General features: G+C 70.8%; 11 protein-coding genes. 9 read left to right on the top strand and 2 right to left on the bottom strand.

Going from position 1 to position 15,115, the window contains the following annotated elements; translation table 11 throughout:
* Positions 1–77: 77 nt before the first annotated feature.
* A complete protein-coding gene (locus QRN67_RS30650; RefSeq protein ID WP_285414882.1) occupies positions 78–1,088 on the bottom strand; it encodes a zinc-dependent alcohol dehydrogenase family protein in 1,011 nt (336 codons plus the stop codon).
* A gap of 97 nt (positions 1,089–1,185) precedes the next feature.
* On the opposite strand from QRN67_RS30650, the gene QRN67_RS30655 reads away from it, so the two are divergent.
* On the top strand, positions 1,186–2,106 hold the full coding sequence (locus QRN67_RS30655; protein ID WP_285414883.1) for a LysR family transcriptional regulator: 921 nt from the start codon (positions 1,186–1,188) through the stop codon (positions 2,104–2,106).
* 74 nt (positions 2,107–2,180) lie between these two features.
* The gene (locus tag QRN67_RS30660; protein ID WP_285414884.1) at positions 2,181–3,233 is read left to right on the top strand and encodes an ABC transporter substrate-binding protein; all 1,053 of its coding nucleotides are present in this window, start codon (positions 2,181–2,183) and stop codon (positions 3,231–3,233) included.
* A gap of 9 nt (positions 3,234–3,242) precedes the next feature.
* Here QRN67_RS30660 and QRN67_RS30665 read toward each other — a convergent pair whose 3' ends face one another.
* The gene (locus QRN67_RS30665) at positions 3,243–3,752 is read right to left on the bottom strand and encodes a DUF3761 domain-containing protein (RefSeq protein ID WP_285414885.1); all 510 of its coding nucleotides are present in this window, start codon (positions 3,750–3,752) and stop codon (positions 3,243–3,245) included.
* A 365-nt stretch (positions 3,753–4,117) separates the two neighbouring features.
* Here QRN67_RS30665 and htpG point away from each other — a divergent pair, with 365 nt between their 5' ends.
* The 7 genes from htpG (at position 4,118) to QRN67_RS30700 (ending at position 15,089) form a co-directional block, all read left to right on the top strand.
* Positions 4,118–6,154 (top strand): molecular chaperone HtpG, encoded by a 2,037-nt coding sequence (gene htpG / locus QRN67_RS30670; RefSeq protein ID WP_285414886.1) that lies wholly within the window; start codon positions 4,118–4,120, stop codon positions 6,152–6,154.
* A complete protein-coding gene (locus tag QRN67_RS30675) occupies positions 6,151–6,786 on the top strand; it encodes a hypothetical protein (RefSeq protein WP_285414887.1) in 636 nt (211 codons plus the stop codon). The genes htpG and QRN67_RS30675 overlap by 4 nt, the downstream gene beginning before the upstream one ends.
* A gap of 52 nt (positions 6,787–6,838) precedes the next feature.
* Positions 6,839–8,191: an SWIM zinc finger family protein gene (locus QRN67_RS30680; protein WP_285414888.1), complete on the top strand. Its 1,353-nt coding sequence runs from the start codon at positions 6,839–6,841 to the stop codon at positions 8,189–8,191.
* A gap of 61 nt (positions 8,192–8,252) precedes the next feature.
* Positions 8,253–9,797 carry a DUF5691 domain-containing protein gene (locus QRN67_RS30685; RefSeq protein WP_285414889.1) on the top strand — a complete coding sequence of 515 codons (1,545 nt, stop codon included), beginning with the start codon at positions 8,253–8,255 and terminating at the stop codon, positions 9,795–9,797.
* Complete coding sequence (locus QRN67_RS30690) at positions 9,794–10,873, top strand: ATP-binding protein (RefSeq protein WP_081267506.1); 1,080 nt, start codon at positions 9,794–9,796, stop codon at positions 10,871–10,873. The genes QRN67_RS30685 and QRN67_RS30690 overlap by 4 nt, the downstream gene beginning before the upstream one ends.
* 8 nt (positions 10,874–10,881) lie before the next feature.
* Positions 10,882–12,744, top strand: a complete 1,863-nt coding sequence (locus QRN67_RS30695) for an ATP-binding protein (protein ID WP_106936525.1) — start codon at positions 10,882–10,884, stop codon at positions 12,742–12,744.
* Positions 12,745–12,770: 26 nt separating this feature from the next.
* Entirely contained in the window at positions 12,771–15,089 is a 2,319-nt protein-coding gene (locus QRN67_RS30700; RefSeq protein WP_285414890.1) for a tetratricopeptide repeat protein, read from the top strand.
* The last annotated feature ends 26 nt before the right edge of the window (positions 15,090–15,115 follow it).

Below are 15,115 nucleotides of genomic sequence, written 5' to 3' on the forward strand. Positions count from 1 at the left end.
GCCTGTTCGCGTTCGCTGCGGCTTCGTGTATCTGCAGCAGGATGCCGCGTTCGCGGGATGCGCGTTCCGTCACGTTTTCAGGGCGTGACCACGATCTTTCCGAACGGTCCGCGCGCGAGGTGGTCGAGCGCGGCGGGCAGCGCATCGAAGTCGTAGCGCGCCGCGATGACCGGCCTGAGCGCGTTCACGTCGATGGCGCGCACCAGGTCTTCCAGCGCGCGGCGGTGGCCCACGCCGATGCCTTGCACCGTGGCGCGGCCCAGCACCATGGCGTAGAACGACGCGCTCAGGGTCTCGCCCTCGAGCATGCCGATGATCGACACGCGCCCACCCTGCCTCAGCGCCTGCAGAGAGCGGTCGAGGTTGGGTCCGCTCGCGAGTTCGAGCACATGGTCGGCGCCGCGGCCTTGCGTGAGCCTGCGCACTTCGGTCGGCCAGTCGCCGTCGCGCGCCAGCACGTGCGAGGCGCCCAGCGCCAGCACCTGCGCGCGCTTGCTCTCGCTGCCCGTGACCACGATGGCCTGCGCGCCATGCATCCGCGCGATCTGCAGGCCGAACAGCGCGACGCCGCCGGTGCCGTGGATGAGCACCGTCTCGCCCGCGCGCAGCCCCCCGGTCTCCGCCAGCGCGAACCAGGCGGTGAGGCCGGCGCAGGGCAGGGTGCTGGCTTCGGCCAGGCTCAGCGTGGCGGGCGCGGCCACGGCCCAGTCCGCGTCGATGCATACGTGCGAGGCCAGCATGCCCGGCCCCGGACCGCCGAACAGCGTGGCGCCGGCCTGCCAGTGGCTGTCGATCCAGCCGCCCCAGAAAGTGTTGACCACGCGGTCGCCCACCGCGAAGCGCGTCACGCCCTCGCCGACGGCCACCACGGTGCCCGCCATGTCGGAGCCGGGCGTGAAGGGCAATGCGAGCGGCATGCCCATGCCGTCGCGCACCATCAGCAGGTCGCGGTAGTTGAGCGCCACCGCGCCGACCTGCACCAGGATCTGGTTCGCGCCCGGCGCGGGCAGGGGCGCTTCGGCCTGTTCGAGGTTGGCGTGGCCGAGCACCGGCAGTTGCCAGCGGCGCAGCATTCGAGCTTCTTGCATGAGGGGACTCCGGGGAAAAAAGAGCGTCCATGCTATTGACGATTGCTGATATCCAGTGGTGGATAATTTTCGCTTTACTGGTGCTTGAAAGTATCCAATGGGTCAGCGTCTTCAGGGCATCGAAGAATTCGTGGCGGCGGTGGAAGCGGGCAGCTTTGCGCTGGCCGCGCAGCGCCTGCACGTCACGCGCTCGGCCGTGGCCAAGAGCATCGGGCGGCTCGAGGCGCGGCTGAACACGCGGCTCTTCCTGCGCACCACGCGCAGCCAGAGCCTCACCGAGGAAGGCCACGGTTACTACGAGCGCTGCCGCCGCGTGCTGGCCGAACTCGAGGCGGCCGAGGCCATGGCCGACGCGGCGCGCAGCACCGCCTCCGGCCTGGTGCGCCTGAGCATGCCGGCGATGCTGGGCCGGCTGAAGGTGGGGCCGCTGCTGCTGGCGCTGGCGCGGCGGCATCCGCAGCTGTCGCTCGAACTCTCGTTCAACGACCGGCGGGTGGACCTGGTGGAAGAAGGGCTCGACCTGGCCATTCGCAGCGGCGAACTGGCCGATACCGACGAGCTCGTCGCGCGGCCCGTCGGCACGCAATGGATGGCGCTGTGCGCCGCGCCCGCGTACCTGGCCGAGCGGGGGCATCCGCGCAGCGTGGCAGAGCTCGTGGCGCCGCACGAGGCGGTGTTCTACGCGCGCGACGGGCAGGTATCGACCTGGCGCTTCCATGCGGGCGAAGGCGGCCTCGCGGACATGGTCGAGGTGACGCTGCCGTCGCGCCTGCGCTGCGACAGCGCCGAGGTGCTGCTCGAGGCGGCCATCGGCGGCATGGGCCTGGCGCGCCTGCCGGCCTGGCTGGCGGCCGATGCGCTCGCGGCCGGCACGCTGGTGCGGGTGTTCGACGAGCCGCGGCCCTTCGGCTTTGCGCTGAACGTGATCCGCTCGCGCAGCCGCTACCTGCCGCTGAAGACGCGCGTGGTGATCGACTGGCTGGCCGAGCACCTGCCGCCGCTGCTGGCCGCACGCTGAAAACCCCTGCGCCGCCGTGCGACGCGGCGCTATCCTGCGGCTTCCTGCCATCGCACACCGAGGAGACCCGCCGCATGCGCCCATTCGCCATTCCACACACCGCCGCCGCCGTCGCATGCGCGGCCCTCGTGGCCACGGCGGCGCTGCTGGGCGCGTCGAACGCGGCCGCGCAGGGCACCGTCAACGCGCTGTGCAGCACCGACGCTGGCTGGTGCGAGGCCGCCGCCGCGGCCTTCACGCGCGAGACCGGCATCAAGGTGCAGCAGGCCCACAAGGGCACCGGCGAAATCGGTGCGCAGTTGCGCGCGGAAGCGGCCAACCCCAAGACCGACATCTGGTGGGGCGGCACCGGCGATCCGTTCCTGCAGGCCGCCGAGCAGGGCCTGCTGGAGCCCTACCGGCCGGCCTACATCAACGACCTGTACGACTGGTCGGTGCGCCAGTACGCGATGTCGCAGAACATGGTGGGCGGCTTCTACACCAGCGCCATCGGCTTCGGCTTCAACACCGACCTGCTGAAGAGAAAGAAGCTGCACGAGCCCAGGTGCTGGGCCGACCTGGTCAAGCCCGAATACAAGGGCGAGATAGAAATATCGCACCCCGCCTCCAGCGGCACGGCCTACACCATCATCGCGGGCCTGGTGCAGCAGATGGGCGAGGACCAGGCCTTCGAATACCTCAGGAAGCTGCACCGCAACGTGACCAGTTACACCCGCAGCGGCCAGGCGCAGGCGCCCAACGTGGCCAAGGGCGAAGTGGCCATCGGCGTGAGCTTCATCTTCGGCTTCGAGCGCTGGCGCTACGACAAATTTCCCGTGAAGACCGCCGCGCCCTGCGAGGGCACCGGCTACGAGATCGGCGGCATTGCCCTGGTGAAGGGCGCGCGCAACAAGGAGAACGCCAGGCGCTACTACGACTGGCTCATGAGCCCCGCGGGCCAGTCCATCGGCGGCAAGGCAGGCAGCCTGCAGTCGCCGGCCAACAAGACCTTCAAGCCCGACCCGCGCATCCCGTCGATGGCCGACGTGAAGCTCATCAAGTACGACTTCGAGAAATACGGCAAGGCGGCCGAGCGCAAGCGGCTGATCGACCGCTGGACCCGGGAAGTGGAATCCCAGCCGAAGTGACGAAGGAGCCTACGAGCAGGCTTTGTTGTGAGAAGCATGCATGCCCTTGGCCTTGGCATCGGCCTCGCTCAGGTACTCGCCCTTCTTGGTCTTGCCGTAGTAGCGGTCGCCCATGCAGTGGTAGACCTTGGTCTCGTCGTTGGCCCACACCTTGCCGGCACCGCCGCCGGGCGCGGCGGCCATCTTCGTGGGGTCGGGCGCGCCGGGGGTCTTGGTGGCCGTGCCGGTGCTTGGCGCGACGCCGGTCTTGCCGACATCGGCCGACTGGGTCTGCACGGCCGGAGCCGCGGCGGCAGCGTTTGCTGCGGGCGCCGCGGCCGCGCTCTTGCCGAACCACGTCTTGATGCCCTTGTGCCCGCGGCAGGCGCCTGACCTGGTGTCGGGCGACGCATAGCTGCCGTCCTTGCATTGCACGGTGGTGCCGGCCGGCGCGTCGGCCGGCACCTGGGCCTGCGCCGCGAAGGCGGCCAGGCCGAGGCAGGCGGCGATCCACAGCGTCCGGGGATTCTTGTTGTTCATGCAAAGCTCCTGGTGGGTTGGAAACGAGGGCAACCCCGCAGCTTTGGCGATCAATCCCAGCGGGAGCTGACCTGGCGCAGCCCTGCCGCGCACCTCGACCGGCAGAATTGCCGTTCGACGCCATGCCCGGCGCATCGGGAATCGATTTTTCTGGAGATGCCGGGTGCGGTACTCTTTTGTGTTCCATGAGGCGCCGTGCGCCTACATGGAAGCCATTCGTTTTAATAAAAATACGAAGTGCATCAGTCCCGAGGCTCGGGATGTTGAAGAAGCACACGAACGCCTTACCTTAGAAAGTCGGGACGCCGTCACCTTGCGGGCACCGTGCCGATTTAGAATTTTTTTGACTCGATATTTCTCTTTCCATGGCTGATTCCTCCAACACCAAACTCCCGTTCCAGGCTGAAGTCGCGCAACTGCTGCACCTTGTCACGCATGCGCTTTATTCGAACAAGGAAATCTTCCTGCGCGAGCTGATCTCGAACGCCTCCGACGCGTGCGACAAGCTGCGCTTCGAGGCGCTCGACCACCCCGAGCTGTACGAGGGCCAGTCCGATCTCGACGTGCGCCTGTCCTTCGACAAGGCCGCGCGCACCATCACCATCACCGACAAGGGCATCGGCCTGTCGCGCCAGGAAGCCATCGACAACCTCGGCACCATCGCCAAGAGCGGCACCAAGGACTTCATGAGCAAGCTCAGCGGCGACCAGAAGGCCGACGCGCAGCTCATCGGCCAGTTCGGCGTGGGCTTCTACTCGGGCTTCATCGTGGCCGACAAGATCACGGTCGAATCGCGCCGCGCCGGCCTGCCGGCCGACCAGGGCGTGCGCTGGGTCAGCGGCGGCGCCGGCGACTTCGAGGTGGCCGACATCACCCGCCCCGAGCGCGGCACCAGCATCACGCTGCACCTGCGCGACGACGCCGACGAATACCTCAACGCCTGGAAGCTCAAGCAGATCGTCGGCAAGTACTCCGACCACATCTCCCTGCCCATCCTGATGGAAAAGGAAGAGTGGAAGGAAGGCGAGAACGACCAGCCCGGCGACATGGTGAAGACCGGCGAATGGGAAACCGTCAACAAGGCCAACGCCCTGTGGAGCCGCCCCAAGAAGGACATCACCGCCGAGCAGTACGAAGAGTTCTACAAGAGCATCAGCCACGACTACGAGGCGCCGCTCGCCTGGAGCCACAACCGCGTGGAAGGCAGCACCGAATACACGCAGCTGCTCTACATCCCGGCCAAGGCCCCGTTCGACCTGTGGAACCGCGACAAGAGCGCGGGCGTCAAGCTGTACGTCAAGCGCGTCTTCATCATGGACGACGCCGAGGCCCTGCTGCCCAGCTACCTGCGCTTCGTGAAGGGCGTGATCGACTCTGCCGACCTGCCGCTGAACGTGAGCCGCGAGCTGCTGCAGGAAAGCCGCGACGTGAAGGCCATCCGCGAAGGCAGCACCAAGCGCGTGCTCGGCATGCTCGAAGACCTGGCGAAGAAGCAGAAGACCGGCCCCGAGAGCACCGAAGGCCGCATCGACGTGGGCTCGGGCGAATCGGTGCCCGCACCCGAGCCGACCGAAGCCGTGACCGACGTGGTCGACAAGAACGCGCCCACCGCCGCCGAAGCCGCCGCGAGCGCGGCCGACGAATCGGGCAAGTACGCCAAGTTCTACGCCGAGTTCGGCGCCGTGCTCAAGGAAGGCCTGGGCGAGGACTTCGGCAACCGCGACCGCATCGCCAAGCTGCTGCGCTACGCCTCCACCACCACCGACACGGTGAGCGTGAGCTTCGCGGACTACAAGGCCCGCATGAAGGAAGGCCAGGACGCGATCTACTACATCACCGCCGACACCCTCGCCGCCGCCAAGAACAGCCCGCAGCTCGAAGTCTTCAAGAAGAAGGGCATCGAGGTGCTGCTCATGACCGACCGTGTGGACGAGTGGGCGCTGAACTACCTCAACGAGTTCGACGGCACCCCGCTGCAAAGCGTGGCCAAGGGCGCGGTCGACCTCGGCAAGCTGCAGGACGAAGCCGAGAAGAAGGCTGCCGAGGAAGCCGCCGAGTCGTTCAAGCCGCTGCTGGAGAAGCTCAAGGAAGCGCTCAAGGACAAGGCCGAAGACGTGCGCGTGACCACCCGCCTGGTCGACTCGCCCGCCTGCCTCGTGGTGCAGGACGGCGGCATGAGCACGCAGCTCGCGCGCATGCTCAAGCAGGCCGGCCAGCCCGCGCCCGAGCTGAAGCCGGTGCTCGAGGTGAACGCCGAGCATCCGCTGGTGAAGAAGCTCGAGGGCTCGGCGCACTTCGACGACCTCGCGAACATCCTGTTCGACCAGGCGCTGCTGGCCGAAGGCGGCCTGCCCGCCGATCCGGCGGCCTACGTGAGGCGCGTGAACGCGCTGCTGGTGTGACCGGCCGGCCGCGCACCGTCCGGACAACAGCCGCCGCGGTTCCCGCGGCGCTGCTGCTCCTCATGGTGGGCGGCTGCTCGCACTATCACGTCGGCATTCCGCTGGTGCCGGGGCTCTCGCTGGGGCTCGGCGCCACGAAGGACGGCAACTTCTCGGTGGGGCTCAACACGGGCTTCGGCCCGCTCGGCGCGGGCGTGGCGGTGAACAACGGCGGGCAGGTGTCGGGCTCGGCCGGCGTCGGTGTCGGCGTGGGGCCGGTGGCCACGGGGATCAGCAAGGGCGCGGTGCTCTACGACCCGAAGGCCGCGCCCGCAACACCCGCCGCAGCCGCCTCGACCGTGGCCCCGGCCGCCGTCACCGTGTCGGCCGCGCCGGGAACGCCCGCCCCCATCCTGTATTCGACGCCAGCGGCGCCTTTCACGCCTATCGCGCCTACTGCGCCTACAGCGTCGGTCGCGCCCGCGGCCCGGACTGCCGCCGCTCCGGCTGCCCCCGCCAGGCCGCCTCTCTTCAAGATCACGCGCCCGCCGCCGGAGCCTGCGGTGAACGTGAGCTACCGCACGCCGGCCGTCGCGGCCGCGGCGGCCTCGGCCCGCGAGGCCGGCACGCCGGGCAATCCCGTCGCGCCTTGATGGCCGCGTCCTTTCAATCATCCGCGCCGCGGAGCGGCGCGAGGGTGCCCCGATGAGTCTCAGCACAGAAGCCGTCCTGGCGCTCGCCCCCGACGACGCGTCGGCCAAGGCCGCCAAGGGTTTGCTCGCACCGGCCAAGTGGCCCACGCTCGCGTTCTCCGACACCGCCGTGTGGGGCGAATGCCAGGGCAGCGGCAGCAAGCCTTACCAGACGCAGGTCGACCTCACGGGCCCGGTGTTCCGGTGCTCGTGCCCGAGCCGCAAATTCCCTTGCAAGCACGGCCTGGCGCTGATGCTGCTGCGCGCGCAGAACGAAGCCGGCTTCACCCAGGGCGACCCGCCGCCGTGGGTGGCCGAGTGGCTCGCCTCGCGCCGCGAAAAAGCCGAGAAGAAAGAAGCCCGCGCCGCCGAACCGCCGGCCGCGGCCGACCCCGCCGCTGCCGCCAGGCGCGACGCGCAACGCTGGAAGCGCATCGAGGCCGGCGCGCAGGAGCTTGCACTCTGGCTCGACGACCAGACGCAGCGCGGCCTGGCATCGCTCGGCAGCGAGCAGCAGCAAGCCTGGAGCGCGATGGCCGCGCGCATGGTCGATGCGCAGGCGCCGGGGCTCGGCCAGCGCATCACGCAGGCGGCCGAACTCATCGGCGTGGGCGAAGGCTGGCCCGCGCGGCTGCTCGACCGGCTCGGGCGGCTGCAGCTGATCGTCGATGCGGTCCCGCGCCGCGAATCGCTGTCGCCCGCCACGCTGGCCGATTTGCGCACCGCGCTCGGCTGGCCGCAGGACCGCGAGGCGCTGCTCGCCGAGGGCGAACGCGTCAGCGACCACTGGCTGGTGCTGGGCCAGTGCATCGACGAGCGCGACACCAAGCTGGTCGAGCGCCACGTGTGGCTGCAAGGCCGCGCGAGCGGGCGCCGCGCGCTGCTGCTCGACTACGCCCACGGCGGGCGCGGCTTCGAGACCGGCTGGGTCAGCGGCAGCGAACGCGCGGCGGTGCTGTGCTTCTATCCGGGCCATGCCTCGCAGCGCGCGCTGGTGGCCGAGCTGCCGTCCGACGCGCCCGCCACGGCTGCCCCCGCCGATGACACGCCCGATGACGAATGGCAGCGCATGGCGCAGCAGATCGCCGCCAACCCCTGGCAGCCGCTGCTGCCGATGGTGTGGGCCGACGCCGTGCCCAGCCGCGACGGCGACCGCTGGTGGCTGCGCCTTGGCGGCGCGCCGCAGGCGCTGCCGATGCAGATCGCGGCGCAGGAGGCATGGCAGCTGCTGGCGCATTCCGGCGGTGCGCCGCTGCGCGTGTTCGGCGAATGGGACGGCGAGCAGTTCGCGCCGCTCACCGCATGGCCGATGGGTGCCGTGGCGGGCAGTGCGCCGGTCTGGACGCTGACGGGAGTGCGGACATGAGCGCAGCGCCTCGCCGCCCCAAGCAAGCTCGCACCGCAGTGCGAAGCACGGAGGTCATCGAATGAGCCATTGGAACCAACTGCTGCAGGCCGCGCTGGTCGGCACCTCGCGCCAGCCCGTGCCGCCGGCCGAAGGCATGGCGGGCGAATTCGCCGGGCTGTTGCAGGCGCTGCAAGGCGGCGAGGCGCAAGGCCGGTTGCTGCGCATGGCGGGTGCCGTCGCGGTCGGGCGCCGCGCGGGCTTCGTCGCGCCGAAGCTGCCGCCGTCCGACGCGCCTGTCGCCGCCGAAGACGAACGCCCCGAACTCAAGGACGCCGCGCTGCAGGCCGCCATCGCCGATGCCCTGTCGAGCGGCCCGCTGCGCCTGCAGCATGAAGGCCTGGCAGCGCTCGCGGCCGCCGGCCTGCGCCTGCCGCACAGCCTGCTGCCCCTGGCGCTCGACGCCGGCCGCCGCGCCATCGACCTGCGGCCCGCCGTGGCCCCTGCGCTCGGCGAACGCGGCCTCTGGCTCGCGGCGCGCAACGACGACTGGCGCTATGCCGTCGGCGCCAGCGAACAGGCCGACGCGCAGACACGCTGGGACGAAGGCAGCCTCGACCAACGCGTCGCGGTGCTGCGCGAACAGCGCCAGGCCGACCCGGCCGGCGCGCGCGAACGCCTTGCCGCCGAGCTGCAGCAACTGCCCGCCAAGGACCGCGCCGCGCTGCTCGGCGCGCTCGCCGAAAACCTCGGCCCCGACGACGAGGCACTGATCGACGCCCAGCTCAAGGACCGCGCCCGCGACGTCCGCCAGGCCGCCGTCGAGCTGCTGCAGCGCCTGCCGCAGAGCGCGCATGCGCAGCGCATCGGCGCCTTCCTCGCCCCGCTGCTGAAGCAGGACGGCGCCACATGGCGCATCGACGCCCCCGAAGCCGCCGACGCGCGCTGGAAGGACGACGCCATCGACCCCGCACGCCCCACGCACGAGGGCCTCGGCGAGCGCGCATGGTGGCTCTACCAGCTCGTGCGCCAGGCGCCGCTGTCGTGGTGGACCGCGCGCACCGGCATGACGCCGGCGGCCTTGCTCGACTGGGCCGCCGCCGGCGACTGGAAAGACGCGCTGCTGCGCGGCTGGAACGACGCCGTCATCGCCGCCCCCGACCACGACTGGTGCGACGCCATGCTCGACCGTCCGCGCGCCCAGCGCGCCTGGATCGGCCAGCTGCTCGCGCTGCTGCCGCGCGCGCGCCGCGAGCGCCACTGGCTCGCCGAGCTGGGCGCCGAAGGCAACGGCGCGCAGGAAGTCGTAGGCTTCGCCGACCAGGCGTGCGCGCCCGGCGAAACGCCGTCGGCCGAGCTGTCCGCCAGGCTGGCCGCCGCGCTGCGCCTGCGCGTGGAGCGCGGCAGCCTCGCCAACGACTACATGCTGCGCCAGGTGCTCACCAGCGCCGCCGCGCTGCTGCATCCCTCGGCGCTGCCTGCGCTGGCCGACCTGCCGCGCACCGCCGACGAAACACCCGGCACCGCCAACGCACTGGCCGAGACCGCGCGCATCGTGCGCGCGCGCCGGCTGTTCCTCACCCTTTCATCTACTTCTTCTTCTTCTCCATCCCAAGGCCGTCCATGAGCAATGTCCTGCGCCAGCATGCCGAACAGCAATTCGCCGAAGAACTCGATGCGCTCCAGAAGGTCGACGACCGCCAGCGTCCTGCCAACTGGAAGCTCTCGCCCTGGGCGGTGCTCACCTACCTGATGGGCGGCAAGCTCGCCAGCGGCTTCGAGGTCAGCCCCAAGTACATCGGCAATCCGCGGCTGATGGAAATCGCGGTCTCCACGCTCGCCACCGACCGCGCGCTGCTGCTGTACGGCGTGCCGGGCACGGCCAAGTCGTGGGTGTCCGAGCATCTGGCCGCCGCCGTGAGCGGCGACTCCACCATGCTGATCCAGGGCACCGCCGGCACCAGCGAAGAGCAGCTGCGCTACGGCTGGAACTACGCCGAGCTGCTGGCCCACGGCCCGTCCGACAAGGCGCTGGTGCCCAGCCCGCTGGTGCATGCCATGCGCCTGGGCAAGATCGCACGCGTCGAGGAACTCACCCGCATCCCGGCCGACGTGCAGGACACGCTGATCACCGTGCTGTCCGAAAAGACACTGCCCATTCCCGAACTCGGCAGCGAGGTGCAGGCTGTGCGCGGTTTCTCGGTCATTGCCACCGCCAACAACCGCGACAAGGGCGTGAACGAGCTGTCGAGCGCGCTCAAGCGCCGCTTCAACACGGTGGTGCTGCCGGTGCCGTCCAGCGAGGCGGAGGAAGTGCAGATCGTGGTCAAGCGCGTGGGCGAACTGGGCCGCGCGCTCGCGCTGCCGGCCGAGCCGCCGGCGCTGCAGGAAGTGCGCCGCGTGGTGCAGATCTTCCGCGAGCTGCGCAACGGCCAGACCGAGGACGGCAAGACGCGCATCAAGTCGCCCAGCTCCACGCTCTCCACCGCCGAGGCCATCTCCGTCATCAACAGCGGCATGGCGCTGGCCGGCCACTTCGGCGACGGCGTGCTGCGCTCGGCCGACGTGGCCTCGGGCCTGATCGGCGCGGTCATCAAGGACCCGGTGCAGGACCAGGTGGTGTGGAAGGAGTACCTGGAGACGGTGGTGAAGGAGCGCAGCGACTGGAAGGACCTGTACCGCGCCTGCCGCGAGCAGCTGTGAGCGCGCCGATGTCGGACTCCCCACAGCCAGACCTCCCTTCGCAGACGCCGGCGCTGCAGACCACCCAGGTGCACCTGGACGGCCTGTTCGACGTGCTGGCCAAGCACCTGTATTCCACGCCCGTGGTGGCGATCCGCGAACTGATCCAGAACGCGCACGACTCCATCTCGCGCCGCCGGCTCGAAGACCCGTCCTTCACCGAGGCCGGCCGCATCGACGTGCTGGCCGACGAGGCCGCGCAGACCATCGTCATCCGCGACAACGGCTCCGGCCTGACCGAGCAGGAGCTGCACCGCTACCTCGCCACGCTGGGCAACGGCTACACGCGGCAGCTGCGCGCGTCCGACAAGGACGGCAGCGACGAGCTCATCGGCCTGTTCGGGCTGGGCTTTCTCTCCGCCTTCGTGGTGGCCGAGCAGGTGCTGGTGAACAGCACTTCCTTCCAGTCGCCCGGCGAAGGCTGGCGCTACCGCTCGTCGGACGGCCGGCGCTACGCGGTGCAGGCCATCGACGCGCGGCCGGTGGGCACCGAGATCCACCTCGCGATGCGCAGCGACTTCAACCACCTGTGCTCGGCCGGCGTGCTGAAGAAAGTGCTCGGGCGCTATTGCGCGCTGCTGCGCGAGCCGCTGTGGTTCGACGACGAATGCGTCAACGCCGACCCGCCGCCGTGGCGCGCCGCCGCCGACGGCGTGGTGCTGCACCCCGCGGTGCTGCAGCGCCAGCGCATGGCATTCGCCGCGCGCATGGAGCGGCACTTCGAGCCCATCTGCGTGATTCCCGTGGAGCCCGAGGGCGAGAGCGACGCGCGCGGCCTGCTGTGGGTGCAGGACGGCGCCACCTACGGCACCAGCGACAACCGCCACCTGAGCGTCTACGTGCGCGGCATGCTGCTCGACGACGAGGCGCGCGACCTGCTGCCGGTGTGGGCCGGCTTCATCGGCGGCGTGATCGAGTCGAACGCGCTCACGCCCACCGCCAGCCGCGAAGACCTGCAGCGCGACGCCGCCTACCAGGCCACGCGCGCCCACATCCAGGACGCGCTGATCCGCGGCCTGGCCGATCTTTCGCGGTCGCAGGCACCGGCCTGGAGCCGGCTGCTCACGCGCCACAACGAGGCGCTGCTGGGCGCCGCGCTGTGCGAGGACGAACTCTTCGCCATGCTGGCCGACGCCGTGCGCCTGCCCACCAGCCAGGGCGACCTGCCGGTGCGCAGCCTGGTGCGCGAAGGCCGCATCCACCTGAGCCTGGGCCAGAGCGGCGGCTTCGAGGACGTGCTGTTCCGCGCGCTGCAGGTGCCCGTGGCGCGCGGCGACCGCTACGCCGTGGCCGGCTTCCTGCGCCAGTGGGTGCGCGATCGCGGCGTGCAGCTCATCGAGATCGGCACCGCCGCCGGCAACGCCCGCATGTTCCGCGGCGAAGACCTGCCCGAGAGCGAACTCGCCTGGCTGCGCGAACACCTCGCATGGGGCGAGCTGGTGGTGCCCGCGCGCTTCGTGTCGCCCGAGCTGCCGCTGATCGCCGTGCCCGACCGCGAGGCGCAGCTGAAGGCGCGGCTGGAGACCGACGAGGCCAGGAAGCGCATGGCCGGCGCCGCGCTCAGCCTGGCGCGCGCGTTCACCCAGCGCATCGACGCGAGCGTGTCGGCGCGGCTGTACGTGAACCTCGACAACCCGGCCATCCAGGCGCTGCTGCAAAGCCACCGCGAGGGCCGCGCCGTGCCCGCGCATGCGGTCGCGCTGCTGCGCAGCTTCAAGGCCATCATGGCGCCAGGCGGCGAGGAACTGAAGGGCCAGCCGCCGCTGGTCGAACTGCTGGCCGATTTCAGCCGGGCCGTGGCCGCGCTCTGCGCGCCGCGCTCGGCTTCCTAGAAAACCAAAGAGAGAGGATCAACACGATGGACAGCTTTGCCTGGGTCAACGACCTGTCGGACCGGCTCGAGGAAGAAGGCCAGCAGCGCCTGGCCTACCTGATTCACGACGTGCCGCACCAGCAGTTCCAGGGCAACCATGCGCTGGTCGAGGCGCTGGTGCCCGAGGCGCTCGCCAGCGCGCGCGGCCTCGACATTCCGTGGCTCGACGTGTACTTCAAGCACTGGCTGTGCGCCTCGCGCGTGGCGCGTCACCACGGCGAGTCGCAGCTCGGCGAAGTGGTCGATGCCTACGAGCGGGCGCACCAGGAAAAGACCCAGGGCTGCCCGCAGAGCGTGTGCGTCACGCAGGACCTGGTGGCCACCTACGCGAACGTCGACGGCCCCGGCTGGGCCGGCGAGCGCCTCGCGGCCTGCGACGAGACGCTGGCGCGCATCGACCCCAGCTGGGGCTGCTTCGGCTGCCTGAGCATCGAGCGCGCCAATGCCATGGGCGACCAGGGCCAGCCGCGCGAGGCCGTGCTCTACCTGAAGAGCCAGCGCGACGCGCAGCGCCGCGCCGGCGAGGAAGTGACCACGCTGTTCGTCACCACCGAGGTCGAGCAATGGCTCGCGGCCGGCGATCCGCACACCGCGCTCAAGCTGCTCGACGACTCCGAGGACGAAGCCGACGAGGACGACCGCCGCGAGCAGTCGACCCGCCGGCTGCAGCGCAGCCGCGCGCTCGTGCTGGCCGGCCAGCCGCAGGCCGGGTGGGACCTGCTGCCGGAATTCGGCGACATCGAGGTGGCCGACCATGTGTCGTGGTGCCGCGCCGCCGTCGCGGCCGCGCGCGCGCTGCCGGAGCTCAACACGCCCGCGCTGGGCCACGCGCTGTGGACCACCATCGAGCACCTGCACACCGTCGGCAGCCACCGGCTGCTGATCGACCTTGCGCTGGCCCAGGCCGAGCTGGCCGGCGCGCGGCAGGTGCCGTGGCTGGCCGCGCAGGCCGTGGCGCGTGCGCGCCACCATGTGCCGCTGCTGCGCGAAGACTTCGGTGCCGCCGACAAGGTGCGGCGTGCCGGGCAGGCGCTCGCCGCCGTGGCGCCGAAGCCCGCGCCGAGCGCGCCCGAATCGCTGCCCGACTGGCTGCGTTCGCCCGAGGCCGAGGGCCTGTCGAACGAGGCCGTCATCCAGTGGCTGGAGCAGGCGCACCAGGCGCTGCCCGGCGACGAGGGGCTGGCGATGATGCTGGCCTCCGCGCTGTCGAACTACGGCTGCCACGACGAGGCGCGCAGCCGGCTGCAGGCCATGGTGCTGGCGGCGCCGCAATCGGTGGCGCTGCAGAACCACTGGTTCGGCCTGTGCTTCAGCGCCGGCGACCTGGGCGCCATCGAGGAACAGGCGCGACGCATCGAGGCCGCGCAGCCGGCCATGGCCGCCTGGTACCGCGCGCGCATCGCCTTCCGCGAAGGGCGCTACACGCAGGTCGGGCCGCTGGTCGAGCAGGTGCTGGCGCACGACCCCGAGGCCACGGCCACGCGCCGGCTGTGGGCCGACGCGGCCATGGAACTGAAGGACTTCGACACGGCCGTGGCCCAGCGCCGCATGGTGCTGGCCGCCGACGATGCGCCCGAGCCCGGCCGCCGCTGGGAGCTGCTGATCGCCGCCACCGCGGCGCGCCAGTGGGCCGACGTGCGCGCGCAGGCCCGCGCGCTCGAGATGGAACTCGAAGCCGGCCAGCCCGACGATGCCGAGGTCGAGGAAGACTGGGGCCTGGTCTACCTGCGTTGCGAGGAAAACGGCCGCGAGCGCGACGTGCTCGCGCGCCGCACCGGCCCGGCCACCGCGCGCATCGTGCAGCCCTCGCCGCGCGGCCTCGAGCAGCGCCTGGGCGACTGGGTGGTGTTCGAGCCCAGGCTGGCGGAGCAGCCGCCCGAGGACGAGGAAGAACTGCGCACCTACACCCGCGTCTTCACCGCGCCCGTGCACCTGCTGGAGAAGGGCCCCTACGGCCCGAGCTACATGATCGACGGCGTGCACCCCGGCGAGGAAAGCGTGAGCGCCCTGCGCGACGCGCTCCACGAGGCGGGCTGGAGCACCTGGCAGTACAGCAACGACAACTACCGCGTGAGCGACGCCGAAGCGGATGACGCGGACGAAGAAGACGAAGACGACGAAGACGACGGCCTCCCCGGCCTCTACCTCGCCGTGACCGCGCCCGCCAACGTGCCGCCGCGCGCCATTGCCGCGCGCGTGGCTGCGCTGTGCAAGGGCCACCAGCTGTGCTGGACCGAGCTGGCCCGCGCGGCCGGCGAGCCGACCGAATGGCACGAGGCCATGGAAGCGCGCTACGGTCTCTGAGCCCCTGCAACTCCACTTTTCCGACG

This window comes from Variovorax sp. efr-133-TYG-130, from assembly GCF_030208835.1.
Lineage (GTDB): Bacteria > Pseudomonadota > Gammaproteobacteria > Burkholderiales > Burkholderiaceae_C > Variovorax.